Source organism: Nocardioides panacisoli (assembly GCF_019448235.1).
Taxonomy (GTDB): domain Bacteria; phylum Actinomycetota; class Actinomycetes; order Propionibacteriales; family Nocardioidaceae; genus Nocardioides; species Nocardioides panacisoli_A.
Genome location: NZ_CP080409.1, coordinates 1,026,454 through 1,051,131 on the forward strand (window position 1 = coordinate 1,026,454; position 24,678 = coordinate 1,051,131).

Here is a 24,678-nt window from a genome sequence, read left to right on the forward strand (position 1 = left end):
CGATCGATCAGGCCCCATGCCCTAGGCTCGCTGCATGGACCGCCGGATCTTCGGGATCGAGAACGAGTACGGCGTCACGTGCACGTTCAAGGGCCAGCGGCGGCTCAGCCCCGACGAGGTCGCCCGCTACCTGTTCCGCAAGGTCGTGAGCTGGGGGCGCTCGAGCAACGTCTTCCTGCGCAACGGCGCCCGGCTCTACCTCGACGTCGGCAGTCATCCGGAGTACGCCACTCCCGAGTGCGACGACGTGGTCGACCTGGTCACCCACGACCGCGCGGGGGAGCGGATCCTGGAGGGACTGCTGGTCGACGCCGAGGAGCGCCTGCACGACGAGGGCATCGCCGGCGAGATCTACCTGTTCAAGAACAACACCGACTCCGCCGGCAACTCCTACGGCTGCCACGAGAACTACCTGGTCGGCCGCGCCGGGGAGTTCAGCCGGCTGGCGGACGTGCTCATCCCGTTCCTGGTCACCCGCCAGATCGTGGTCGGCGCCGGCAAGGTGGTGCAGACGCCGCGGGGCACGTCGTACTCGGTCAGCCAGCGCGCCGAGCACATCTGGGAGGGCGTCTCGAGCGCGACCACCCGCAGCCGGCCCATCATCAACACCCGCGACGAGCCGCACGCCGACGCGGAGAAGTACCGCCGCCTGCACGTGATCGTCGGGGACTCGAACATGAGCGAGACGACCACGCTGCTCAAGGTCGCGTCCTGCGACCTGGTGCTGCGCATGATCGAGGAGGGCGTGGTCATGCGGGACCTCTCCCTGGAGAACCCGATCCGTGCGATCCGCGAGATCTCCCACGACGTCACCGGCACCCGCAAGGTCCGGCTGGCCAACGGCCGCGAGGCCAGCGCCCTGGAGATCCAGAAGGAGTACCTCTCCAAGGCACGCGACTTCGTCGACCGCCGCGAGATCGGTACCCCGGTCATCGAGCAGGTGCTCGACCTGTGGGAGCGCGGACTCAAGGCCGTCGAGTCCGACGACCTCGGCCTGGTCGAGCGCGAGATCGACTGGGTCATCAAGTGGAAGCTCATCGACCGCTACCGCGCCAAGCACGGGTTGCCGCTGGGGCACCCGCGGGTCGCCCAGCTCGACCTCGCCTACCACGACATCCGGCGCGACCGTGGTCTGTACTACCTGCTCGAGCACCGGGGCGCGGTGGACCGCGTCACGACCGACCTGCGCACGTTCGAGGCCAAGTCGGTGCCACCGCAGGAGACCCGCGCCAAGCTCCGCGGCGACTTCATCCGCCGTGCCCAGGAGCGGCGGCGCGACTTCACCGTCGACTGGGTCCACCTCAAGCTCAACGACCAGGCCCAGCGCACGGTGCTCTGCAAGGACCCGTTCCGCTACCACGACGAGCGGGTCCAACGGCTCATCGACGGCATGTGAGCCGATCCGCGACCGCGCGGCTCCCGCCCGGGGTCCACCGGTCCGGGACACTGTGGAGGCGCCCCTGCGGGCGTTGCCGCCGGCTTGTAACCTCATCCGTGCCGAATCACGACCGAAGGACTGATCCGTGTCTCTCCGTCTCCGCCGCTCCGCGGCGCTGCTCGTCCCCCTGCTGCTCCTCCCGTTGGCCGCCTGCGGCGACACCGAGCGGGACACCGCGATGGGGACCGACGCCTTCGAGGTGACCGACGCCGAGGGTGACGCACCCGCCGTCGAGTTCGACTCGGTGATGGACGTGGAGGAGAAGGACGTCTCGGTGCTGCGTGAGGGCGACGGGGCGGAGGTCGCCGAGGGCGACCGGGTCCTGGTCAACGTGCTGCTGAGCAACGGCTTCACGCAACGCACCAACCTCGACACCTTCGGTGCCGAGGAGGCCGGCGCCTCGCTCGTCGTGGGGGAGGAGGCCGAACCCCAGCAGGCCGTCGACCTCCTGCTGCAGCCGGTCGCTGCCGAGATCACGGCCGGCGACAAGGTCGGCACCCGCAAGCAGCTCACCGTCAACGCCGCCGATGCCTTCGGTGACTTCGCCAACGGCCTCGGTGAGTTCGGCGTCGGCAACGAGGACGGCCTCGTGATGATCTTCGACATCGCCGGCAAGGCCCTCGACGGCCCGCAGGGGACCGACCAAGAGGCGCCGGCCTGGGCACCGGAGGTGGTCTCGAAGAAGGGCACGCCGAGCGCCCTGAACTTCTCCGGGCTCGAGAAGCCGGCCCCGAAGGACGACCTGCGCACCGCGACGCTCGTCGAGGGTGACGGCGAGGAGGTCGCCGCCGGCGACTTCGTCACCGTGAAGTACGTCGGCCAGGTGTTCGGCGCCGGTCAGCCCTTCGACGAGAACTTCTCCGGCGACGGCGCGCTCGACGCCGCCATCGGGGAGGATGTCACGGGCGCCTCGACCGGCGTGATCCCCGGCTGGAGCCAGGGCCTGGAGGGCACCACCGTGGGCAGCCGGGTCATCCTGCAGATCCCGCCGCGCCTGGGCTACGGCGACCAGGGCAACCAGCAGGCCGGCATCGGCGGCACCGACACCATCTACTTCCTCGTCGACATCCTCGGCGCTGCCTGAGGCCCAGCGATGGCCGTGCCCAAGAGCGAGCGGCTGATGAAGCTGCTCATCATGCTGTTGGTGCAGCGGCGCCCGCTGGGCAAGCACCGCATCCGGGAGCACCTCTACCCGGGCTCGGGGGCCGAGGCCTTCGAGAAGATGTTCGAGCGCGACAAGGAGGAGTTGCGCGCGCTCGGCGTACCGATCGAGACGGCTCCACTGGATGCGTACTTCGACGACGAGGTCGGCTACCGCATCCCACCCGGTGAGTTCGCGCTGCCGGAGGTCTCCCTGACGGCGGAGGAGGCCGCCGTGGTCGGGCTGGCGACCCGCACGTGGCACAACGCGGGCATGACCCAGGCGACGTCGGCGGCGGTCCGCAAGCTCACCGCCGCCGGGGTGGAGGTCGACCTCGGCGCGCTGGACATGGCCACGCCGTCGGGCAGCGCCGAGGAGTCGCTGTTCGCGACCTGCTGGGAGGCGCTGTGCGAGCGCCAGCCGGTCGAGTTCGACTACCAGCGCTCGGGTGAGACGACCGTCCGGCGACGGCACCTGCAGCCGTGGGGCGTCCTGCGCTACCGCGGCCGCTGGTACGTCGTCGGGCACGACACCGATCGCGGCGCCGAGCGCTTGTTCCGGCTCTCCCGGGTCCACGGGAACGTGGTGAAGGTCCGCCGTCCCGGCAGCTACGACATCCCCGAGGACGTCGACGTCGGCGAGGTCGCGCGCCGGATGGCCCCGCGGCCGGTCGCCGAACGCGCCGTGCTGCTCGTCCGGCAGGGGGCCGGCCACGTACTCCGGCGTGGGGCTCGCGTGGTCGAGGACGTGCCCGGTCCCGACGCGGCCAGCGGATGGGACCGCGTGGAGCTGGACCAGCCGATCGACGGCCTGGTGGAGGACGTGCTCGCCCACGGCGCGGACGTCCTGCTGGTCGAGCCCGTCGAACTGCGTGAGCGGATCGTCGCCCGGCTGGACGCGACGCTGGCCGGGAGCCCGGCATGAGCGCCGCGTCGGGGGCCCAGGCCCAGGTCTCACGGCTGCTGACCCTGGTGCCGTTCCTCCACCACCACGACCAGGTGCGACTGGCCGACGCCGCGGCGTTGCTGGACGCCACGCCGCAGCAGGTCCTCAACGACCTCAAGGTGCTCTTCCTGTGCGGCCTGCCGGGCGGGATGCCCGACGACCTGATCGACGTCGACCTCGACGCGATCGAGACCGACGGGGCGGAGCCGCGCGCCGACGGGGTCATCCGGGTGTCCAATGCCGACTACTTGGACCGGCCGCTGCGCCTCACCCCGGTGGAGGCGTCGGCGATCATCCTCTCGCTGCGCCTGTTGCGTGAGTCGGCGTCGCCGCAGACGGCTGCGCTGGTCGACGGGGTCGTGGAGAAGCTGCAGGGCGCGGCCGACGTCGGTGCCGCCGCCGACCGGGTCGCGGTGACGCCGGGGGAGGCCCCCGGGCCCGATCGCTCCGAGCTGGCCGCACGCCTGGAGCAGGCGGCGTACGACGCGCGCCAGGTGCGGCTCCGCTACCACGTCCCGAGCCGCGACGAGGTGTCCGATCGGCGCGTCGACCCCCGCGGCGTGGTGCGCGAGGGTGCGCACGCCTACCTCGACGCGTGGTGCCACCGGGCCGGCGGACCACGCCTGTTCCGGCTCGACCGGATCACCGAGGTGGAGGTGCTCGACGCCGCGGTCGAGACCGAGCCCGCCGCCCCCCGCGACCTCAGTACAGGTCCCCTGGTGGGCGATGCGACCACGGCCCGGACGGTGACGGTGCACCTGGCGCCGCCCGCGCTGTGGATGACCGACTACTACGACGTGACCGCCCTCCGTCCCCTCCCGGACGGTGGCGCCGAGGTGGATCTGGTGGTCGCCGACCCGCGGTGGCTCACGCGGCTCCTCCTGCGGCTCGCGCCCCATGCGGCGGTGGTGCGCCCCCGAGAGTTCACCGACTCGTTCCTCTCCGCGGCACGGGCAGCCCGTGCCCTCTACGACGAACGCGTAGACTCGATGGTGCCCGTGCAGCAACGACCCGAGGATGGATCATGATCACACCGCTCATCACGATGCCCGGCGGTTGGGAACTCATCGTCATCGTGCTGGTGCTCGTGTTGCTGTTCGGCGCACGCAAGCTGCCCGAGCTCGCGCGCGGCACCGGTCAGGCACTCCGCATCTTCAAGGCCGAGACCAAGGGCCTCACCGACGACGACTCCGACAAGCGGGACGAGCTCCCGCCCTCGCAGTCGACGGACGCGTCCGGGACCGACACCTCCTCGGAGTCCAACCCGTCGCAGGCCGACGGCAACGGTCGCTGATCGGTCCACCCGACCCCCGTGGCCCGTTCCGCCCTGCTCTCGCTCTTCTCCGTCAAGCCGCACCACCCCATCGGCGCCGATGGCAAGATGGCGCTGTCGGACCACCTGCGTGAGCTGCGCGCCCGTCTGCTGAAGAGCGCAGCGCTCATGGCGCTGCTCTTCGTGGTGGCGCTGTTCCTCTTCGACCAGATCTACGGCATCGTCGACCGCCCGTACCAGACCGCGCGCGACGTGCTCGAGGCCAAGCAGGGCGCCGAGACCATCCCGACGACCGGTGGACCGGGCGGCGGCTTCCTGCTCTACTTCAAACTGTGCGGGCTGGCAGCGCTGATCGCGTCGAGCCCGTTCTGGCTCTACCAGATCTGGGCGTTCATCCTCCCCGGCCTGCACCCCAACGAACGCCGGTGGAGCCGTATCTTCACCACCATCGCCGGACCGCTGTTCATGGTCGGCATCGTGCTGGGCTACATCACCCTGCCCAAGGGACTGGAGATCCTCATCGGGTTCAACCCCGAGGGCGTGACCAACCTCGTCGAGTACAACGACTACCTGACCTTCTTCAGCCGCACCCTACTGGCGTTCGGCATCGCCTTCGAGATCCCGCTGTTCGTGGTGATGCTCAACTTCGCCGGCGTCCTGCGGGGCGCCTCGATCGGCGCCCACCGTCCGTGGATCATCATCGGCGTCTTTGTCTTCGCGGCCGTGATCACCCCGTCCGGCGACCCGTTCACCATGACCTTCATGGCCGTCCCGATGCTCGTCCTGTTCGGCATCTCCGAGATCGTCGCACGCTGGAACGACAAGCGTCGCGCGCGCAACGACCCCTACGCCGGACTGTCCCCGGACGAGGCCTCCCCGCTGTGAGCGCGGCGTGGAGCGAGGTCGACCCGTTCGACCTGCCCGAGTGGCTGGGGGTGGAGCGGGTCACCTGGAGCCCGGACGAGGGGCTGGCGGGAGGCCTGGTCCTCGGCGCGCTGACCAGCGAGGACTCCGGCGAGCAGCTGCCCTGCGACCTGCTCGCGGCGGACCTCGCCCACCCGGTGCCGGTGGTTGCCGAGTCCGTCCGGGTGGAGGTCCACCGGGCGTGGTCACGTGACGAGGTGCTGCTGGCCAGCCGCGACGGGCGGCTGACCGTCGCCGCTCCCGGAACCGAGCCGAGCGTGGATCAGGTGCTGGAGATGCTGCGGCGCCTGGCGAAGGCGCTGGGCGCCTCACCCGAGCGGTTCGCCGCGCGCCTCTTCCTGCGTCGCTGAGACCGTTCGGGCGCGTCGAGGGAGAAGTCGGCCACCTGCTCCAGGCGTGGCCGTGCGTGGTCGTCGCCGTCCACGACCCCGCGGGCCCACCACATGCGGAGGTCGCGGTCGTGCACCTCCAGGGTCGCGAGGTTGTTGTCGTACCACGGTCCGCGGACGTAGCTCCACCGCAGGATCGGGCGGGGAGCCCGGGCCAGCAGCGCGACGCCGCGACCGAGCACGCCCGCGACGCCGTAGGACAGGAACGCGGTGGCGAAGCGCACGGGGCGCGGGAGTGGGTTGCGGATGGGGGAGCAGACCGCCTGCACGATGCGGCTCTGCAGGGGCGGCGCGCCTGCCCGGCGACGCGCGCGGCTGTGCTGCGCCTCGGAGACGTAGCTGTGGTGCACGTCCCCGGACAGGAACGTGACCGTGGCAGGGGCGGGCCCCCGGCGGCCGCTGGCGGTCTCCACGACCATTCGGCTGACCTCGGCGAAGCCGGCCTGGAAGGCGGCCCAGTGCTCGAGGTCGACGCCCTGTCGCAGGCGCTCGCCGAACCGGGCGGCGCGGTCCCCCCAGGCACCGGCCGCGAGTGCTTCGTTGAACGCCTCGAGGTGGTGCAACCCGCTGGCGAGGAGGAACGGCAACGAGGTCCCGAGCAGGAGGTGGTCGAAGCCGCCGCGGACCTGCTCGTCCAGCCACGCCATCTCCTCGTCGTCGATGATCGAGCGGCGACCGGGCTCCAGCACGCGCGCCGCGCGGGAGTCGACGACCACGAGTCGTGCCTGGTTGCCGAAGTCACGCACGAAGCTCCAGCGGTACGACGTCGGGTCCTGGTCGGCACGGTCGGCGAAGGCGTCGATCGCCTCGCTGAGATCCAGCTCCTCGGGACCCTCGTGGTCCAGCACGCGCCGCCACAGCGGGTCCAGGGCACGCTCGGTCGCGGTGAGGTTCCCCAGGTGCTGGTGGACCCAGTACGACGCCAGCCCGGCCACGATCCGGTCGTGCCACCACGACGTCGCCTCCATCGCCCGTCGCCACGTGAGCGAGGTGTTCCAGTCGTCGCGGATGTCGTGGTCGTCGAAGATCATCGCAGTGGGGAGCGTGGAGAGCAGCCACCGGATCGCCGGGTCGGACCAGGCGAGCCGGTAGAGCTCGGCGTACTCCTCGTAGTCGCGCAACTCGTCCCACGGCGGCTCGTCGATGTCGCGCCGAGCGGTGATGAACGACCGCATCTCGGCGGTCGTCTCGTCGGCGTAGACCTGGTCACCGAGGAAGAGCAGCAGGTCCGGCCAGCGCGGCGCGCCGCCGTCGGGGTCCGCCTCGGCCGGGACGAGGTCCGCCATGCGCATGGCGTAGGCGCGCAGTGCGTCGACACCGTGGCTGCCGTTGCCCGCGGCGTCGTGGGGGACGCTGGTGCGGCAGGACCCGAAGGCGAGCCGCAGCGGCTCGGTCTCGTCGATCGTGGTGAGGACCGGGGGTGGGAAGGGGGAGCCCGGCTCCGGCCACACGGGAACGCCGTCCACCAGCACCTCGTAGGCCGTGGCGGCGCCGATCGGCAGCCCGTCGACGACCACCAGCGCGTAGTGGTGCCCGTGCACGGCGAACGTGGCGGCCTCGCCGGTCGCGTCGCCGGCGCGCACCTCGACCCGTGCAGCGGCCGCGGTCTCGACCCACACGGCCGCCGACGTGGCCTCGACACAGCGCACCAGCGGACCGAGCACGAGCGGGGACACGACCACAGTCTGGCACGCGTAGGGTGGGCGATCGTGCGTCGTGAGATCGCTGTGCTGACCAATCCCGCCGCCGGCCGTGGCCGCGCCGCGCGGGTGCGTGATGCCGCGCTGCCGCGACTGCACGGCGCCGGGTGGCGCACCCGCGAGCTGCAGGGTCGTGACGCCGACGAGGCGGGCGACCTCGCCCGCGACGCCCTCGCGCGGGGAGCCGACGCCCTCGTGGTCTGCGGCGGTGACGGACTGGTCAACATCGGCCTCCAGGCGGTCGCGGGCACCGACGTCCCCCTCGGCCTGCTGCCCGCCGGCACCGGCAACGACGTCGCCCGCTACCTGGGGTTGCCCCGCGACGACACTCCCGCGGCGGTGCAACGCCTGCTGGCCTGGCGCCCGCGGCCGATGGACCTCGCGCGCTGCGGGGACCGCTACTTCGCCACGGTGCTCGCGGCCGGGTTCGACGCCGTCGTCAACGAGCGCGCCAACGCGATGCCGTGGCCGCGGGGCCAGATGCGCTACAACCTCGCCACGCTCGCCGAGCTGCGGACCTTCCGTCCCCGCTCCTACCTCATCGACGTCGACGGCGAGGTGAGCAGGCTCGACGCGGTGCTGGTCGCGGTCGGCAACGGGCCGTCGTACGGCGGCGGGCTGCGCATCGCCCACGGCGCGGTCATCGACGACGGCCTGCTCGACGTGGTCGTGATGGGCCCGGTGAGCCGTCCCGACCTGCTGCGCACCTACCCGCAGCTGTTCTCCGGTGGCCACGTCCACCATCCCGCGTTCCGCCGGATCCGCGGACGCACGGTGACCGTCGCCGCGCCCGGCGTCGTCGGCTACGCCGACGGGGAGCGGTGGGGGCCGCTCCCACTGACCGTCCACTCCGTTCCCGACGCAGTACAGGTGCTGGCATGACCCATCCGGTCCTCGACGAGTTCGCCGCGACCTACGACTTCCCGCTCGACGACTACCAGCTCCAGGGCTGCCGTGAGCTCGAGGACGGCCGGGGCGTCCTGGTGGCCGCGCCCACGGGCGCCGGCAAGACGGTGGTGGGGGAGTTCGCCGTCCATCTCGCACGCCGCGCCGGTCGCAAGTGCTTCTACACCACGCCCATCAAGGCGCTGTCGAACCAGAAGTACGCCGACCTGGTCGCGGTTCACGGCGAGGCCGAGGTCGGCCTCCTCACCGGCGACACCACGATCAACGGCGAGGCGCCCGTCGTGGTGATGACCACCGAGGTGCTGCGCAACATGCTCTACGCCGGGTCGCGCACGCTGCTCGACCTCGGCTACGTGGTGATGGACGAGGTCCACTACCTCGCCGACCGCTCCCGCGGCGCGGTGTGGGAGGAGGTCATCATCCACCTCCCGGAGTCGGTGGCACTGGTCTCGCTGTCAGCGACGGTGTCCAACGCCGAGGAGTTCGGCGAATGGCTGGCCGAGGTGCGCGGCGACACCGCGACCATCGTGGCCGAGAAGCGGCCCGTGCCGCTCTTCCAGCACGTCATGGTGGGCCGCAAGCTGCTGGACCTGTTCGCCTCCTCCGACGTCGACGCCGCGGCCGGCTTCGTGCGCGAGGACGCGCCGGTCAACGACGAGCTGCTGCGCATCGCCCGCGACGACTGGGCGGCCAGCCGGATGCGCGACCGACGCGCCCCGAAGGGCAAGCGCGGCCGGGGCGGCCCGGGCAACCGGCGCAACGTCGGCAACGGGCGTCGGGTGTGGATCCCCGGACGGATCGACGTCATCGACCAGCTCGAACGACACCGGCTGCTGCCGGCGCTGGTCTTCATCTTCTCCCGCGCCGGCTGCGACGGCGCCGTGCAGCAGTGCCTGGACGCCAACCTGCGGCTGACCACCCCCGAGGAGCGCGACGAGGCGATCGACCACGTCGAGGGGACGCTCGGCAGGCTCCCGGGCGCCGACCTGGAGGTGCTGGGCTACACCGACTTCCTCGACGCGGTGAGCCGGGGCGTCGCGGCCCACCACGCGGGCATGCTGCCGGCCTTCAAGAAGTGCGTCGAGGAGCTCTACCTCCGTGGGCTGGTCAAGGTGGTGTTCGCGACCGAGACGCTCGCGCTGGGCATCAACATGCCCGCCCGCACCGTGGTCCTGGAGAAGCTCTCGAAGTGGAACGGCGAGAACCACGCCGACATCACGCCGGGGGAGTACACCCAGCTCACCGGCCGTGCCGGACGCCGTGGCCTCGACACCGAGGGACACGCCGTCGTGCTCTGGCAGCCGGGGATGAACCCGAAGGAGGTCGCCGGCATGGCCTCCACGCGCACCTATCCGCTCCGGTCCTCCTTCCGGCCCTCTTACAACATGGCGGTCAACCTGGTGCACTCCTACGGCCGTCACCGCTCCCGCGAGCTGCTGGAGCAGTCCTTCGCGCAGTTCCAGGCCGACCGCGCGGTCGTGGGGCTGGCACGCCGCCTGCGCAGGGCCGAGGACGCCCTGGCGGGCTACGCCGAGGCCGCGGAGTGCCACTTGGGCGACTTCATGGAGTACGCCGGTCTGCGGCGCGAGATCAACGACCTGGAGAAGGCGGGCAAGCGGGCGCGCTCCGGTGGCAAGCACCAGGACCGCAAGCGCAAGGAGGCCGAGAAGGCCCAGACGGTGCGCATCGCCAAGCTGCGCCGGACGATGAAGGCCCACCCCTGCCACGAGTGCGAGGACCGCGAGGACCACGCACGGTGGGCCGAGCGGTGGTTCCGGCTCGACAAGGACACCCGCACCCTCGCCCGTCGCATCGAACGGCGTACCAACACCGTCGCACGCCAGTTCGACCGCGTGTGCGAGGTGCTGACCGTGCTCGGCTACCTCGACGGCGACACGGTGACCGAGCTGGGTCGCCCGCTCGCCCGGATCTACTCCGAGCTGGACCTGGTCGCCGCCGAGGCGTTGCGCACCGGGCTCTGGGACGACCTGACGCCCTCGGAGCTGGTCTCGGTGCTGTCGGTGCTGGTCTTCGAGGCCCGACGCCCCGACGACGCCGAGCCCCGCCTCCCGCGGGGTGCGGTCGCGGACCGCATCGCGGAGATGGCTCGACTCTCCGAGGAGCTGCACCGCGTCGAGAAGGACCACCGCCTGGACTTCCTGCGCCCGCTGGACGCCGGGTTCGCCTGGACCGCCTACCGCTGGGCGGAGGGGGACCCCGTGGACGAGTTGCTGCAGCGCGGTCGCTTCACCGCGGGCGACTTCGTGCGCCAGATGAAGCAGTTGGTGGACTTCACCGGCCAGGTCGCCGACGCGGCCGGCGACAGCCCGGTGCGGCGTACCGCCCGCGAGGGGGTCGACCTGATCCGTCGCGGCATCGTCGCCGCGGAGTGATCAGCGGGCGGCCAGCTGCGCGGTGAGCCGCTCGGTCGGGGAGGCCAGGCTCCACTGCTCGGTCAGGGCGGCCAACCGGTCGGGGTCCACCGGCTCCCGGGGCAGCTCCGCCCCGGACCGGGGCAGGTCCAGGTCGCGCGCGACGGCGACGACCCGCGGGGCGACGGCGAGGTAGTCCCCGGCCGCGGCGATCTTGCTGCGCGGCCCCGGCGCGAGGTCGCTGTCGGGATCGGCGGCCGCGGCGCGGACCCCTTCGACGTCGCCGAAGCGCTGCAGCAGCGTGGCCGCGGTCTTCTCGCCCACGCCCTTCACGCCGGGCAGGCCGTCGGAGGCGTCGCCGCGCAGCGTGGCGAAGTCGGCGTACTGGTCGGCGCGGACGGCGTACTTGCCCTCCACCCACGCCTCGTCGACGCGCTCGTGGCGTCCCACGCCCTTGCCGACGTAGAGGATGCGCACGCCGGCCGCGTCGTCGACGAGCTGGAAGAGGTCGCGGTCTCCGGTGACCACGTCCACCGGCATGCCCGCGCCGGTGGCCAGGGTGCCGATGACGTCGTCGGCCTCGTAGCCCGGCGCACCAACGACGGCGATCCCGTACGCCGCCAGCACGTCGCGAATGATGGGCACCTGCGCCTCCAGCGGGTCGGGGACCTCCTCCACGTCGGTGCCGGTGGGCACCTCCTCGACCACGCGGTGGGCCTTGTAGGTCGGGATCAGGTCCACCCGCCACTGGGGGCGCCAGTCCTCGTCCCAGCAGCAGACCAGGTGGGTCGGCTGGTACTCCTCGACCAGCCGGGTGAGGTAGCCCAGCAGCCCGCGCACCGCGTTGACGTTCGTGCCGTCGGGAGCGAGGTGCTCGGGGGCCCCGAAGAAGGCCCGGAAGTACAGCGACGCGGTGTCGAGGAGCATCAGCCTGCTCGCGGAGTCGTTCATCACCTGCATCGTAGGCGCTCGCCCGAGGTGCCCCGGCCCGGCGCGTCGCGCCCGACACGCCGACAACAGACGATTTTCGCGGACTTTTTCTCGCCGTCCGACCGGTCGCTGACCTGCTGGTTTGCGCATCGTCGCAGGTCATCGCGTGGTTGACAGGCAACAGCGGACCTCAGCACAGTACGGGCATCGCTCACGCAGGTCGCGGCTCCCGACGCGGCGTCTGGGCGTCCGGTGGCTGGGGGAGCCACACCACCTCCTCCCGGCACGGGGCGCAGGACTCGAGTCGGCCCGTGAGAGCGACACGGAAGGACCCCGGTCCCCCTAGACAACGCTCGTCCCCACGCCGCCACCGTGGTGCCGGGCGGCACGAAGGCGGCCGGGGTTCTTCCGTGGCCGCGCCGACCGGAGCGCTCGAGCCGCCCCCTAGGCTGGGCCCGTGCTGCTCCGTCTCCCGCTCGCCGTCGCTGCGGGATTCGCGCTGACCGGAGCGTTCGAGCCCTGGGGCTGGGCGCCCCTGGCGCTGGTGGGGCTCCTCGGGTTCGCCCTGGCCACGGCGCCGCTCACGGTCCCGCGCGCCGGCGTCGTGGGCCTCGCGTTCGGGGTGAGCTTCTACTTCAGCCACATCTGGTGGATGCGCGAGGCCGTCGGCACCGACGCCTGGCTGGCGCTCTCCGCGATCGAGGCCGCCTTCTACGGGCTCGTGGGCGCCTGCGTCCCGCTGCTGCGCCGGCTCCCGGCATGGCCGCTGTGGCTGGCGGCGCTGTGGGCGACCGTGGAGGTGCTGCGCAGCGTGTGGCCCTTCAGCGGGATGCCGTGGGGCCGGGTGTCCTTCGCAGCCGTCGACACCCCGGTCGCCGACGCGGCGGCGTACGTCGGTCTGACGGGACTGTCCTTCCTCCTCGCCCTCGTCGCCTTCCTGCTCGCCGCGTGGGTCGAGCCCTGGCTGCCGGGATCGGTGCCCGGCCGGGGCGGCCCGTTGCGTCGGCGGGCGGCGCTGGCCGGCGCGATCGCGGTGCTCGCAGTGCTGCTGGTGCCCTCGGTGCGGCCCTACCCCGTGGCCGAGTCCGGTGAGGCGACGGTCGCGGTCGTGCAGGGCAACGTGCCGGGGGCGGGCGACGACATCCTGCTCGACCATCGCCAGGTGACCGCCAACCACGCCGACGCCACGCGCACGCTCGCCGCGGACGTGGCGGCGGGCCGGGTGCCGGATCCGGACTTCGTGCTGTGGCCCGAGAACGCCACCGCGGTGGACCCGTTCGCCGACACCGAGGTGACCGCCGAGATCCGCGACGCGGTCGCGACCATCGACCGGCCGGTCGTCGTCGGGGGACTGGTCGACGACGGGCCGGACCACGTGCTGAACCAAGGCATCGTGTGGGATCCCGTCACGGGACCGGGGGACCGCTACACCAAGCGGCACCCGGTCGCCTACGGCGAGTACATCCCCTACCGGGAGTACTGGGAGCCCAACTTCGGCCGGCTCTCCGAGATCGAGCGCAACATGAAGACCGGCACCCGCACCGCGCCGCTGGACGTGGCGGGCATCCCGGTCGGCGACGCCATCTGCTTCGACATCGCCTACGACGAGGTGATGCGCGACCAGGTCCGCGACGGGGCCGAGCTGCTGACGGTGCAGACCAGCAACGCGATCTTCATCTTCACCGACCAGATCGAGCAGCAGTTCGCGATCACCCGCCTGCGCGCGATCGAGACCGGCCGTGCGCTCGCCGTCGCCTCCCCGAACGGCCGCACCGGCGTCATCGCCGCGGACGGCACCATCCTCGCTGCTGCGGAGAACCGCACCCAGGAGGTGCTGGTGGAGCGCGTGGGGCTCTCCACCACGCTCACGCCCGCGGTACGGATGGGTCCCTGGCCGCTGCGCTTCCTCACGGTTTCCTCGCTCGTTTCCCTGCTGTTGGGCTCGCTGGCCTACCGTCGCGCACTGGCCCGTTCGCCACGCACGGAGCATGATGGAACCACTCCGTCGGCCGAGCCGGCCGGAACCGGAGCCGACCCAAGCGAGGACCCCGTTGCCTGACACACCGTCGCTCGATCTCGGGCGGACCGTGATGGTGATCCCCACCTTCAACGAGGCCGACAACCTCGGCTGGATCGTCGGGAGGCTGCGGACCGCCCGCCCCGACGTGGAGGTGCTCGTCGTCGACGACTCCTCACCGGACGGCACCGGTGAGCTCGCCGACCGGCTCGCCGCCGAGGACGCCGGGGTGCACGTGGTGCACCGCACCGCGAAGGGCGGTCTCGGTGCGGCGTACCTCGCCGGGTTCGACTGGGCCCTCGCCCGCGGCTACGACGTGGTGGGGGAGATGGACGCCGACGGCTCCCACCAGCCCGAGCAGCTCCACCTGCTGCTCGACGCCCTCGGTGCTGCGGACCTGGTCATCGGGTCCCGCTGGATCCCGGGCGGGAGCGTCGTCAACTGGCCCCGCCGCCGGGAGCTGCTCTCGCGCGGCGGCAACCTCTACGTCCGGATCCTGTTGGGGATCTCGGTCAAGGACGCCACGGCCGGGTTCCGGGTCTACCGCCGCGCGGCGCTGGAGAAGATCGACCTCGCCTCGGTCCAGTCGACCGGCTACGTCTTCCAGACCGATCTCGTCGAGCGCTGCCTGCGGGCCGGGCTCACGGTGCGTGAGGTGCCGATCGAGTTCGTCGAGCGGGTGCGCGGCGACTCCAAGATGAGCGGGGAGGTCGCGCTGGAGTCGCTGCGGCGGATCACCCGGTGGGGGCTGCGCAACCGGCGCGAGCAGCTGCGGGCTCGCCTGCGCCGCGACTGAGCCCACCGCCGCACGCGTAGGCTGGCGCCGTGAGCAGGACCCGCCGCACGTTGCCCCTGGTGTTGTTCGTGGCGTTCATCGTGATGCCACTGGTCGAGATCTACGCCGTGATCCAGGTCGGGCAACTCATCGGCGCCTGGTGGACCATCCTGATCCTGGTCGTGGACAGCCTCATCGGCGCGTGGCTGGTCCGCCGGGAGGGCGGCCGAGCCTGGCGAGCCCTGCAGGAGAAGTTCCGCGGGGGCGGCATCCCGGGCCGCGAGCTCGCCGACGGCGCCCTGGTGCTCATCGGCGGCACCCTGCTGCTGACGCCCGGCTTCGTGACCGACGCGATCGGCTTCGCCCTGGTGCTGGCGGTCACCCGTCCGCTGTTCCGACGGGCGCTGACGTCCTACGCCGCGGCGCGCGTGACGGTGATGACCACGGGCGGCGCCGGGGCGCCGTACCCCGGCGCTGCCGGACCGCGTACGACGCGACCCACCGACCGCGGCGACGACTCGGTCGTGCGCGGCGAGGTCGTCGACGACGACCCGGAGTGAGGTCGCTCAGCCCTTGGCCGAGGACTTCTTGCGCTTCTTGGGCCGGTGCAGGTGCGCGGGGCCGATCTCGCCGCCACGCAGCATCTCCAGCCGCTCGGTGAGGATCTCCTCCAGCTCGTCCTCGGACCGGCGCTCCAGCAGCATGTCCCAGTGGGTGCGCTGCGGCTTCTCGGGCTTGACCTCGCGCTCGATCTCCTCGACGCTCTCGGCCTCGGCGCCGCAGCGCGGGCACTCCCAGATGGCCGGGACCTCGGCCTCGACCGACATGGTGATCTCGAACTCGTGGGACTGCGGGCATCGGTAGGCGACCTGCTGGCGCGCGGCGAACTCGATCCCGCGCTCGTCCTCGAAGGACTGGCCGCCCAGTCGGGCACCTCGCAGTGTGCGCTCCGCCATCGATAGCTCCTCGGGTTGGCTGTCAGGGTTACAACGAGTGGGGGACCGGAAAGGTTTCAACCAGCGCGCTGCGCGGCTGTGTCCTCACTCACGGTCGTCTCGGCCGGCCGGACCAGGAACAGCAACATCAGCATCCCGGTCAGCAGCACCACGAGGATACCGAGGATTCCCCAATATTGCGTGTCGTCGACGCTCTCGGCGCCGGTGAGCACCGCTCCGAGCGCGATGGCGAGGGAGAATCCGGCGGGGGAGAGGAAGCTCACGGCACGCCCGGTCGTGGCGTACAGCCCGAACACCTCGCCCTCCTTGCCCGGCGGGATCAGCCGGGCGAGGAAGGTGCGCGACGCCGACTGTGCCGGGCCGACGAAGATGGCCAGCAGCAGGCCGAAGATCCAGAACACGGTCGAGCCGCTGTCGTGGAGCACGAAGATCACCAGCCCCGAGACCATCATCGCGGTCAGCGAGCCGAGGATGAGGCGCTTGGGCCCGAGCCGGTCGTCGAGGAAGCCGAACCCGATCGTCGCCAGCCCGGCCACCACGTTGGCGGCGATGCCGAAGACGATCACGCCACTGTCGGAGAAGCCGAACACGCGGGCCGCGATGACGGCACCGAAGGTGAACACGCCGGCCAGGCCGTCACGGAAGACGGCCGAGGACAGCAGGAACCAGACCGTGTTGCGGTCCTCGCGCCACAACCGGGCGACGGTGGCGAACAGTGCGCGGTAGGCCCCCACGACGCCCACGCGCTCTCCCCGGGGCCGGCGGTCGGACTGCTGGCGGCCGGTGATCAGCACGGGCAGTGAGAACAGCAGCGTCCAGCCGGCGCACAGCAGCATGGTGACGCGGACGTCCATGCCGTCCTCGTCGGTCACGCCGAAGAGGCCGACCTCGGGGCTGATGAGCCCGAAGTAGACGATGAGCAGCAGCACGATGCCGCCGAGGTAGCCCAGTCCCCAGCCGAAGCCGGACACCCGGCCGACCGTCTCGCGCGTGGAGATGTCGGCCAGCATCGCGTTGTAGTTCACCGAGGCGAACTCGAAGAACACGTTGCCCGCCGCGAGCAGCAGCAGGCCGAGCCAGAGGTACTCCGCGGACGGCTGGACGAGGAACATGGCGGCGGACGCCGCGATGACCAGTCCGGTGTTGACCGCCAGCCACCACGTACGCCGCCCGGTCCGGTCGGCCCGCTGACCGGTGATGGGGGCGAGCAGGGCGATGACCAGGCCGGCGCCGGCCAGCGCCCAGCCGAGCTTGGAGGACGCGCCCGGGCCGAAGGCGTCGGAGGTGATGTAGACGCTGAAGACGAACGTGGTGATGACCGCGTTGAACGCCGCCGACCCCCAGTCCCACAGCCCCCAGGAGACGACGGGCCAGGTGAAGGTCCGCTGCGAGGGCGTCGTCGACGCCACCGGGTCAGTGTTGCCGGTCATGTGGCCTCCTCAGCCGCTCCACCACTGGTCACGCTCCAGCAGCACATCCTTCAGCACGTCGGTGCGGTCGGTGAAGAGGCCGTCGACACCGCGGTCGAGCAGTTCGTGCATTTCCTCGGGGGAGTCCACGGTCCACACGTGCACCTGGCGGCCCGTGGCGTGGGCGCGGCGGACGAGCCCCGCGGTCACGACCCGGAAGCGCCCCCGGCGGTGCGGGACCTGGAGCGCACGCCCGCGGCCGCCCACGATGCGGGCCAGTCGCGCACTGGGCACGAGGCGGAGCGCGAGGATCTCGCCCAGGTGGGCGGCCGTCGGCACCCGACCGGCGGTGAGCCGGCGGAAGCGCCGGGTGCGCCGCACGGAGAAGGAGCCGACGCACACGCGGTCCCAGAGGTCGTGCTCGGCCACGAAGCGCGCCAACGGGGCGACCGCCGCCGCGGACTTGATGTCGATGTTGAACCGCAGCCCCGGGAAGGCCGCCACGAGCTCGGCCAGCGTCGGCACCGGCTCGGCGCCGTTGATGCGTGCCTGCTGCACCTCGGCGAGCGTCAGTCCGGCCACCGGCCCGGTCCGGTCGGTGACCCGGTCCAGCGACTCGTCGTGGAACGCCACCAGGACCCCGTCGCGCGTGAGGTGCACGTCGGTCTCGAGGTAGCGGTAGCCCAGGTCGGCTGCATGACGGAACGCACGCAGCGAGTTCTCCACGCCCGTCAGGTCGGGATGGTGGGCCCCGCCGCGGTGCGCGAATGCGAGCACCGCACCCGACGGGACGTCATCGAGGTAGCCGAACCCCGTCGTGGCCGAACGCACGTGGTGAGCCTGTCAGATCCCCGGACGCGATGTCGTCGAACTCAGATGTCGCGGAAGGTCTCGATGTCGGCGCCGAGTGAACCCAGTCGCTCGGCGAGGTCCTCGTACCCACGGTGGATGACGTAGGTGCCGCGGAGCACCGAGGTGCCCTTGCTCGCCAGCATGGCGAGCAGGATCACGACCGCCGGGCGCAGCGCCGGCGGACACATCAACTCGGCACCCCGCCAGGAGGTCGGACCCTCGATCATCACCCGGTGCGGGTCGAGCAGGCTGACCCGCCCGCCGAGCTTGTTGAGGTCGGTGAGGTAGATGGCGCGGTTGTCGTAGACCCAGTCGTGCAGCGTCGTCTGTCCCTGCGCCACGGCCGCGATGACGGCGAAGAACGGCAGGTTGTCGATGTTGAGGCCGGGGAAGGGCATCGGGTGGATCTTGTCGCGCGAGGCCACCAACTGCGAGGGGAGCGTGCGGATGTCGGCCAGGCGCGTGTGCCCGTTGGCGGCGAGGTACTCCGCGGAGAGCTCGTAGCGGAACCCCATCTCCTCCAGCACGGCCAGCTCGATCTCGAGGAACTCGATCGGTGCCCGGGTGATGGTGATCTCGGACTCGGTGACGATCGCCGCGGCCAGCAGCGACATCGCCTCGATCGGGTCCTCGCTGGGGGCGTAGTCGACGTCGACGTCGATGTGCTCGCGGCCGGTCACGGTCAGCGTGGTCGTGCCGATGCCCTCGACGCCCACACCGAGCTCCTGGAGGAAGAAGCAGAGGTCCTGGACCATGTAGTTGGACGAGGCGTTGCGGATGACCGTGGTGCCCGGGTGCAGGGCGGCGGCCATCAGCGCGTTCTCGGTGACGGTGTCGCCGCGCTCGGTCAGCACGATCGGCCGCTGCGGCGCCACGTCCGCGTCCAGCTGGGCGTGGTACCACCCGTCGGTCGCCTTGACCTCGAGGCCGAAGGGCCGCAGCGCGGCCATGTGCGGCTCCACGGTGCGGGTGCCGAGGTTGCAGCCACCGGCGTAGGGCAGCTGGAACTGCGCCGAGCGGTGCAGCAGCGGTCCGAGGAACATGATCACCGAGCGCGTACGCCGCGCCGCCTCCTCGTCGATGCTGGTGAGGTCGAGATCCTTGGGCGGCACGATCTCGAGGTCGTTGTCCTCGTTGATCCAGGTCGTCTCGACGCCGAGGCTCTCCAGCACCTCCAGCAGCCGGTGCACCTCCTCGATCCGGGCGACCTTGCGAAGGGTCGTGCGGCCCTTGTTGAGCAACGACGCGCACAGCAGCGCGACACCGGCGTTCTTGGACGTCTTCACGTCGATGCTGCCCGACAGGGTCGTGGGACCCGTGACGCGCAGGTGGATGGGACCGGCACCGAGCGCGACGATCTCCGAGTCCAGCGCCTCGCCGATGCGGGCGAGCATCTCCAGTGACAGGTTCTGGTGCCCCTTCTCGATCCGGTTGATGGCACTCTGGGAGGTGCCGATCAGGGTCGCCAGTTGCGCCTGGGTCAGGCCGCGGTGGTTGCGCGCGTCCCGGATCAGGTTGCCGAACCGGCCCTTGAAATCGGTCTCTCGCGTCGACATCATCCTGCGACGCTAACTCATATATGAGATAGGTCCAAAGGGGCGCGCGGGCCGACTTCCCGACTCACCCCGGCGTGGCCGCGGCTGGCAGGATCGAGGTCATGCGTGCAACCACGATCCATGCCCCCGGCGACATCCGCGTCGAGGACGTTCCCGATCCCACCCTCACCGCACCCACCGACGCCATCGTCCGCGTCGTCCGCGGCTGCATCTGCGGCTCTGACCTGTGGCCCTACCGCGGCGAGAACGACATCACCGCCGGCGACACCATCGGCCACGAGTGCATCGGCGTGGTCGAGGAGGTCGGTGCCGAGGTCACCCGCTTCCGCGCCGGCGACTTCGTCGTCGTGCCGTTCGACCACTGCGACAACACCTGTGCCCACTGCCGCGCCGGGGCGCACTCGGCGTGCGTCAACATGTCGATGACCACGAGTGGCCAGGCCGAGTACGCCCGTGTCGGGCAGGCCGACGGCTCCCTGGTCGCCACCGAGCGGACCGAGGACGAGGACGAGCTGGCCTCGCTGCTCGCCCTGTCCGACGTGATGCCCACCGGATGGCACGCAGCGGTCTCGGCCGGCGTGCAGCAGGGCGGCTCCGCGGTGGTGGTCGGCGACGGTGCCGTGGGCCTGTGCGGCGTACTGGCCGCGAGTGCCATGGGGGCGGAGAAGGTGATCGTGATGTCGCGCCACGAGCCGCGACAGGCGATCGCGCGCGAGTTCGGCGCCACCCACGTGGTCGCCGAGCGCGGCCGCGAGGGGAGTGCGGCGGTCAAGGAGATCACCGACGGCGTGGGCGCCGACGCCGTGCTGGAGTGTGTCGGCACCGACCAGGCGATGGGCACGGCGTTCTCGGTCGCGCGCCCGGGATCCACCGTCGGGTTCGTCGGCGTGCCCCACGGCGTGGAGCTGCCGGTCCAGCGGATGTTCTCCAAGAACGTGGGCCTGCGCGGCGGCATCGCCCCGGTGCGTCGCTACCTGCCCGAGCTGCTCGACCTGGTGCAGTCCGGCCGCATCGCACCCGGCCGGGTGTTCGACGCCACGATGGACCTGGTGGACTCGCCGGAGGGCTACCGCGCCATGGACGAGCGCCGCGCCATCAAGGTCATGCTGCGGCCCTAGGTGCCCGACGTCCGCTCCGGCGGACCCACGACGAGGGGCGCCCCACCACCGTTGCGGTGGTGGGGCGCCCCTCGTCGTTGCGGGGACCGCCTGCGGCGATCAGTCCTCGGTGATCAGCGGGTACACGCCGTTCTCGTCGTGCACCTCACGGCCGGTGACCGGCGGGTTGAACACGCACGCCATCCGCAGGTCGGTGTAGGCCGTCAGCGTGTGCTTCTCGTTGCCGTCGAGCAGGTAGCACATGCCGTCGCGGACCTCGTGCTTCTCACCGGTCTCCCGGTTGAGGAGCTCGCCGGTGCCCCCGACGCAGTAGACGGCCTCGATGTGGTTGGCGTACCACATCTCGGTGGTGGTGCCGGCGTAGAGGATGGTCTCGTGGAAGGAGAAGCCCACCCCTTCCTTGGCCAGCACGATCCGGCGACTGCGCCAGTTGCCGTTCTCGGCGTGGACGTCGCGGTCGGTGTCGTTCAGGTCCTCGATGTAGGTGATCCTCATGGGGCTCCCTTCTCCGGTGTGGTCAGCTGCAGGTCAGGCCAGAACCTCGGCCGCGGCGGCCTCGATCCGCTCGATGCCCTCCGCGAGGCGGTCCTTGCTGATCGTCAGCGGAGGCATCACCTTGAGCACCTCGTCGTCGGGACCGGAGGTCTCGACCATGAGGTGACGCTGGAAGCAGGCACCGGCGAGCTTGCCGGCCGCCTCGGGGTCGGAGAAGTGGATGCCGGTCAGCAGCCCGCGGCCGCGGACGGTGCCGTCGTACTTCGCCGCGATGCGGGAGAGCCCGCCGTGCAGCTCGTAGCCGCGCTGCTGGACCTCCTTGGAGAACACGTCGTCGGCCCAGTACTTCTTCAGCGCTGCGGTCGCGGTGACGAACGCCGGGTTGTTGCCGCGGAAGGTGCCGTTGTGCTCACCGGGCTCCCACTGGTCCAGCTCGGGGCTGATCAGGGCGATCGCCATCGGCAGGCCGGAGCCGGAGATCGACTTCGACAGCGTGATGATGTCGGGCTTGATCCCGGCCTCCTCGAAGCTGAAGAACGTGCCGGTGCGGCCGCAGCCGGCCTGCACGTCGTCGACGATGAGGTAGATGCCGTGGGTCTGGCACAGGTCGGAGAGCGCACGCAGCCACTCCATGCGAGCAGCGTTGAGGCCGCCCTCGCCCTGCACGGTCTCGACGATGATGGCCGCCGGCTTGTCCACGCCCGAGCCGGAGTCCTCCAGGACCCGCTCGAGCCAGATGAAGTCGTCCACGGCGCCGGAGAAGTAGTCGTCGTAGGGGATCTTGGAGCTGTTGGTCAGCGGCAGACCCGCGCCACGACGCTTCATCGAGTTGCCCGTCACCGACAGCGATCCGAGCGTCATGCCGTGGAAGGCGTTGGTGAAGGACAGGATGTGCTGGTGGCCGCTGACCTTGCGGACGATCTTCAGCGCGGCCTCGACGGCGTTGGTGCCCGTCGGGCCGGGGAACATCACCTTGTAGTCCATGTCCCGCGGCTGCAGGATCAGGTCGCGGAAGGTGGTGAGGAAGTCGCGCTTGGCCGTGGTGTACATGTCCAGGCCGTGCAGCACTCCGCTGCCGCGGATGTAGTCGATCATCGGCTCGATCAGGGCCGGGTTGTTGTGCCCGTAGTTGAGCGCGCCGGCGCCGGCGAAGAAGTCGAGGTACTCCTCGCCGTCCTCGGTGATGAGGCTGTCGCCCTCGGAGCGGGCGAAGGTCACCGGCCAGTTGCGGCAGTAGCTGCGCACCGAGGACTCGATCTCGGTGAAGATGCTGGTGTCGGTCATGGTTCCTTTCCGGGGTCGCGGCGGCTCCTGGCCCGACCCGTTGGGGTTACCTCAGTGGGAGAGGGGAGCGATGCGGAAGAGCAGCTCGGCGTCGTGGCCGTCGGGGAACATCTCCGTCGTGAACAGGTCACTGCGGTCGACGGACGCCCCGTGCGCCGTGCCGAAGGAAGTGAACAGCGCGATCGACGCCTCGTTGTCGGCGGTGATCGTGGTCTCCAGTGCGTCCACGGCGCCGTCGGCGACGAGGAAGTCGAGCATCTGGCGCGCGAGCCCCTTGCCGCGTGCGGACGCGTCGACGGCGACCTGCCACACCATGAAGGTGCGCGGGTCGTCGGGGCGGACGTAGCCGCTCACGAAACCCACCGGTTCGTCGTCGATGGTCGCCACGACCGAGGTGGCCGAGAAGTCCCTCGCCCAGAGCAGGTAGGCGTAGGAGGTGTTGAGGTCCAGCTCCTGGGAGTCCCGGGCGATCCGCCACATGGCGGCGCCGTCCTCCACCGTCGGTCGTCGTAGGGCCGGTTCCCCGGCGGTGCCGGAGGCCGGATTGCTGCTGTTCTCTGTGAGATCAGGCATCGTGAGACGACGTTAGCGCGGTCCGCGCCGTAGGGGAAATCCTCACCCGGGACGGGCCCGTCCGTGTCCAGCGGCCCCGGACGCCGTTCTAGGCTGATCCCATGCACGGATCCGTGACCGTCCACATGTCCGCTCCGCCCGAGGTCGTGTGGGACGTCGTCAGCGACGTCACCCGCATCGGCGAGTTCAGCCCGGAGACCTTCGAGGCGGAGTGGGTGGACGGGGCGAGCGGCCCGCAGGTCGGCGCGAAGTTCCGCGGCCACGTGCGGCGCAACGGGGTGGGCCCGGTCTACTGGACCGCCTGCAAGGTCACCTCCTGCGAGCCCGGGCGCGACTTCGGGTTCGCCGTCTACGGCGGCGGCAAGCGGCTCAACAACTGGCGCTACGAGCTGACCCCGGCCGAGGGCGGCGGCACGAACGTGACGGAGTCCTTCACCCTCGCCGGCAGCGCGCCGATGCGGATCTACTGGACGGTGCTGGGATGGCACCGCAAGCGCGCCAACGAGCGCGGCATGCGCCAGACCCTGGAGCGCATCAGGGCCGTTGCCGAGGCCGAGGTCGCGGGAGGCCCCCGATGACCGACGTCGCCTCGCTGCTGCACCGCGTCGAGCCCGCGCTGGTACGCCGCCTGCTCGCCCTGCCGCCGACGGTGCTGCGCCGCCTCGCCGGCCGCCCCGTGGTGCGCGACGGCCAGACGCTGTCGGTGGAGACGCAGTTCCTGCTGCGGCTCCAGCGACTCACCGGACGTGACACCCTCAGCTTCGGGCCCGACGCCCGCACCAGCATCGAGCGGGACTCGATGATGATCGGCGGCGACCAGCCCATCGGCGAGACCCGCGAGCTCCGCGTCGACGGCGGCGAGGGAGCCGTTCCCGCGCGGCTCTACGTGCCCCAGGCCCTCGTGCGCAGCGGGGGAGCGGACCCCCTGCTGGTGTTCTTCCACGGTGGCGGCTTCGTGACGGGCTCCCTGGACAGCCACGACGCCCCCTGCCGGGTGCTCGCCGAACGTGCCGGCGTCCGCGTGCTCTCGGTGGCCTACCGCCTGGCGCCCGAGCACCCGTTCCCCGCACCGGTGGAGGACTGCGCAGCGGCGTACCGCTGGGTGCTGGACCACGCCGACGAGGTCGGTGCGGACCCGGAGCGACTCGGCATCGGCGGCGACTCCGCCGGCGGCAACCTGGCTGCGGTCGTCGCCATCCGCGCCGCCCGCGCGGGCTGGCCGCTGAAGCACCAGCTGCTGATCTACCCCGTCACCGACATGGCTGCCCGCACGGCGAGCCGCAGCGAGTTCGGGCAGGGGTTCCTGCTCACCGCCGAGGCGATGGACCAGGCCGAGACCAACTACCTGGGTGACCAGGAGCGGCACCAGCCCGAAGCGTCACCGCTGTTCGCCGACCTGCCGGCCGGCCTCGCACCGGCGCACGTGGTGACCGCGGGCTTCGACCCGCTGCGCGACGAGGGCGAGGCGTATGCCGCCAAGCTGGAGGAGGCCGGGGTCGAGTGCACGACGGTGCGCTACCCGAGCCACATCCACAGCTTCTTCAACGCCGTCGGCGCCAGCCGTTCCGCGCGCACCGCCGTCGACCAGATCGGCGACGTCCTCGGGCGTTCCCTGACCTGAGGCA

Annotated in this window: 24 protein-coding genes; 15 read left to right on the forward strand and 9 right to left on the reverse strand. The window is 71.3% G+C overall.

Features of this window, described 5'->3' with window-relative positions:
• Window positions 1-34: 34 nt before the first annotated feature.
• The 7 genes from pafA (at window position 35) to KUV85_RS05085 (ending at window position 6,071) form a co-directional block, all read left to right on the forward strand.
• Window positions 35-1,396, forward strand: coding sequence for a Pup--protein ligase (gene pafA / locus KUV85_RS05055; protein ID WP_219962129.1), 1,362 nt, complete (start codon window positions 35-37; stop codon window positions 1,394-1,396).
• Between the two features lie 127 nt (window positions 1,397-1,523).
• Window positions 1,524-2,522: an FKBP-type peptidyl-prolyl cis-trans isomerase gene (locus tag KUV85_RS05060; RefSeq protein ID WP_219962130.1), complete on the forward strand. Its 999-nt coding sequence runs from the start codon at window positions 1,524-1,526 to the stop codon at window positions 2,520-2,522.
• A 9-nt stretch (window positions 2,523-2,531) separates the two neighbouring features.
• Window positions 2,532-3,503, forward strand: a complete 972-nt coding sequence (locus KUV85_RS05065) for a helix-turn-helix transcriptional regulator (protein WP_219962131.1) — start codon at window positions 2,532-2,534, stop codon at window positions 3,501-3,503.
• Window positions 3,500-4,552: a helix-turn-helix transcriptional regulator gene (locus KUV85_RS05070; protein WP_219962132.1), complete on the forward strand. Its 1,053-nt coding sequence runs from the start codon at window positions 3,500-3,502 to the stop codon at window positions 4,550-4,552. The genes KUV85_RS05065 and KUV85_RS05070 overlap by 4 nt, the downstream gene beginning before the upstream one ends.
• Window positions 4,549-4,818, forward strand: coding sequence for a twin-arginine translocase TatA/TatE family subunit (tatA, locus tag KUV85_RS05075; RefSeq protein WP_237690205.1), 270 nt, complete (start codon window positions 4,549-4,551; stop codon window positions 4,816-4,818). Before KUV85_RS05070 ends, tatA begins: the two co-directional genes overlap by 4 nt.
• Window positions 4,819-4,836: 18 nt before the next feature.
• Complete coding sequence (gene tatC / locus KUV85_RS05080; protein WP_219962133.1) at window positions 4,837-5,682, forward strand: twin-arginine translocase subunit TatC; 846 nt, start codon at window positions 4,837-4,839, stop codon at window positions 5,680-5,682.
• Window positions 5,679-6,071: a hypothetical protein gene (locus tag KUV85_RS05085; RefSeq protein WP_219962134.1), complete on the forward strand. Its 393-nt coding sequence runs from the start codon at window positions 5,679-5,681 to the stop codon at window positions 6,069-6,071. Before tatC ends, KUV85_RS05085 begins: the two co-directional genes overlap by 4 nt.
• Here the strand turns inward: KUV85_RS05085 and KUV85_RS05090 are convergent.
• Window positions 5,984-7,786: an alkaline phosphatase D family protein gene (locus KUV85_RS05090; RefSeq protein ID WP_219962135.1), complete on the reverse strand. Its 1,803-nt coding sequence runs from the start codon at window positions 7,784-7,786 to the stop codon at window positions 5,984-5,986. The genes KUV85_RS05085 and KUV85_RS05090 overlap by 88 nt on opposite strands.
• A 33-nt stretch (window positions 7,787-7,819) precedes the next feature.
• Between KUV85_RS05090 and KUV85_RS05095 the strand changes: the two genes are divergently transcribed.
• Window positions 7,820-8,692 (forward strand): diacylglycerol/lipid kinase family protein, encoded by an 873-nt coding sequence (locus KUV85_RS05095; protein WP_219962136.1) that lies wholly within the window; start codon window positions 7,820-7,822, stop codon window positions 8,690-8,692.
• Window positions 8,689-11,109 (forward strand): DEAD/DEAH box helicase, encoded by a 2,421-nt coding sequence (locus KUV85_RS05100; RefSeq protein ID WP_219962137.1) that lies wholly within the window; start codon window positions 8,689-8,691, stop codon window positions 11,107-11,109. Before KUV85_RS05095 ends, KUV85_RS05100 begins: the two co-directional genes overlap by 4 nt.
• Here KUV85_RS05100 and KUV85_RS05105 read toward each other — a convergent pair whose 3' ends face one another.
• Window positions 11,110-12,039 (reverse strand): 5'-3' exonuclease, encoded by a 930-nt coding sequence (locus tag KUV85_RS05105; RefSeq protein WP_219962138.1) that lies wholly within the window; start codon window positions 12,037-12,039, stop codon window positions 11,110-11,112.
• A gap of 436 nt (window positions 12,040-12,475) precedes the next feature.
• Between KUV85_RS05105 and lnt the strand changes: the two genes are divergently transcribed.
• The 3 genes from lnt to KUV85_RS05120 are packed head-to-tail and all read left to right on the forward strand — an operon-like array spanning window position 12,476 to window position 15,370.
• Window positions 12,476-14,077 (forward strand): apolipoprotein N-acyltransferase, encoded by a 1,602-nt coding sequence (gene lnt, locus KUV85_RS05110; RefSeq protein WP_219962139.1) that lies wholly within the window; start codon window positions 12,476-12,478, stop codon window positions 14,075-14,077.
• A gap of 31 nt (window positions 14,078-14,108) precedes the next feature.
• Window positions 14,109-14,831 (forward strand): polyprenol monophosphomannose synthase, encoded by a 723-nt coding sequence (locus KUV85_RS05115; RefSeq protein WP_219962140.1) that lies wholly within the window; start codon window positions 14,109-14,111, stop codon window positions 14,829-14,831.
• A gap of 29 nt (window positions 14,832-14,860) precedes the next feature.
• A complete protein-coding gene (locus KUV85_RS05120) occupies window positions 14,861-15,370 on the forward strand; it encodes an FxsA family protein (RefSeq protein ID WP_219962141.1) in 510 nt (169 codons plus the stop codon).
• Window positions 15,371-15,376: 6 nt separating this feature from the next.
• On the opposite strand, the gene KUV85_RS05125 is transcribed toward KUV85_RS05120, so the two are convergent.
• The 4 genes from KUV85_RS05125 to KUV85_RS05140 are packed head-to-tail and all read right to left on the reverse strand — an operon-like array spanning window position 15,377 to window position 19,583.
• Window positions 15,377-15,766: an RNA polymerase-binding protein RbpA gene (locus KUV85_RS05125; protein ID WP_219962142.1), complete on the reverse strand. Its 390-nt coding sequence runs from the start codon at window positions 15,764-15,766 to the stop codon at window positions 15,377-15,379.
• Between the two features lie 56 nt (window positions 15,767-15,822).
• Window positions 15,823-17,196 carry an MFS transporter gene (locus tag KUV85_RS05130; RefSeq protein ID WP_219962143.1) on the reverse strand — a complete coding sequence of 458 codons (1,374 nt, stop codon included), beginning with the start codon at window positions 17,194-17,196 and terminating at the stop codon, window positions 15,823-15,825.
• Between the two features lie 9 nt (window positions 17,197-17,205).
• Entirely contained in the window at window positions 17,206-18,006 is an 801-nt protein-coding gene (locus tag KUV85_RS05135; RefSeq protein ID WP_219962144.1) for a glycerophosphodiester phosphodiesterase, read from the reverse strand.
• A 41-nt stretch (window positions 18,007-18,047) separates the two neighbouring features.
• Window positions 18,048-19,583 (reverse strand): UDP-N-acetylglucosamine 1-carboxyvinyltransferase, encoded by a 1,536-nt coding sequence (locus KUV85_RS05140; protein WP_237690250.1) that lies wholly within the window; start codon window positions 19,581-19,583, stop codon window positions 18,048-18,050.
• A 101-nt stretch (window positions 19,584-19,684) separates the two neighbouring features.
• Here KUV85_RS05140 and KUV85_RS05145 point away from each other — a divergent pair, with 101 nt between their 5' ends.
• Window positions 19,685-20,701, forward strand: a complete 1,017-nt coding sequence (locus KUV85_RS05145) for a zinc-dependent alcohol dehydrogenase family protein (RefSeq protein ID WP_219962146.1) — start codon at window positions 19,685-19,687, stop codon at window positions 20,699-20,701.
• Between the two features lie 99 nt (window positions 20,702-20,800).
• Here KUV85_RS05145 and KUV85_RS05150 read toward each other — a convergent pair whose 3' ends face one another.
• The 3 genes from KUV85_RS05150 to ectA are packed head-to-tail and all read right to left on the reverse strand — an operon-like array spanning window position 20,801 to window position 23,053.
• A complete protein-coding gene (locus KUV85_RS05150) occupies window positions 20,801-21,196 on the reverse strand; it encodes an ectoine synthase (RefSeq protein WP_219962147.1) in 396 nt (131 codons plus the stop codon).
• A gap of 33 nt (window positions 21,197-21,229) precedes the next feature.
• Window positions 21,230-22,480 carry a diaminobutyrate--2-oxoglutarate transaminase gene (ectB, locus tag KUV85_RS05155; protein WP_219962148.1) on the reverse strand — a complete coding sequence of 417 codons (1,251 nt, stop codon included), beginning with the start codon at window positions 22,478-22,480 and terminating at the stop codon, window positions 21,230-21,232.
• A gap of 51 nt (window positions 22,481-22,531) precedes the next feature.
• Entirely contained in the window at window positions 22,532-23,053 is a 522-nt protein-coding gene (gene ectA / locus KUV85_RS05160) for a diaminobutyrate acetyltransferase (protein WP_219962149.1), read from the reverse strand.
• 101 nt (window positions 23,054-23,154) lie between these two features.
• Between ectA and KUV85_RS05165 the strand changes: the two genes are divergently transcribed.
• Both KUV85_RS05165 and KUV85_RS05170 read left to right on the forward strand, forming a co-directional pair.
• Window positions 23,155-23,631 (forward strand): SRPBCC family protein, encoded by a 477-nt coding sequence (locus tag KUV85_RS05165; RefSeq protein ID WP_219962150.1) that lies wholly within the window; start codon window positions 23,155-23,157, stop codon window positions 23,629-23,631.
• Window positions 23,628-24,674, forward strand: coding sequence for an alpha/beta hydrolase (locus KUV85_RS05170; protein ID WP_219962151.1), 1,047 nt, complete (start codon window positions 23,628-23,630; stop codon window positions 24,672-24,674). Before KUV85_RS05165 ends, KUV85_RS05170 begins: the two co-directional genes overlap by 4 nt.
• Window positions 24,675-24,678: the final 4 nt, after the last annotated feature.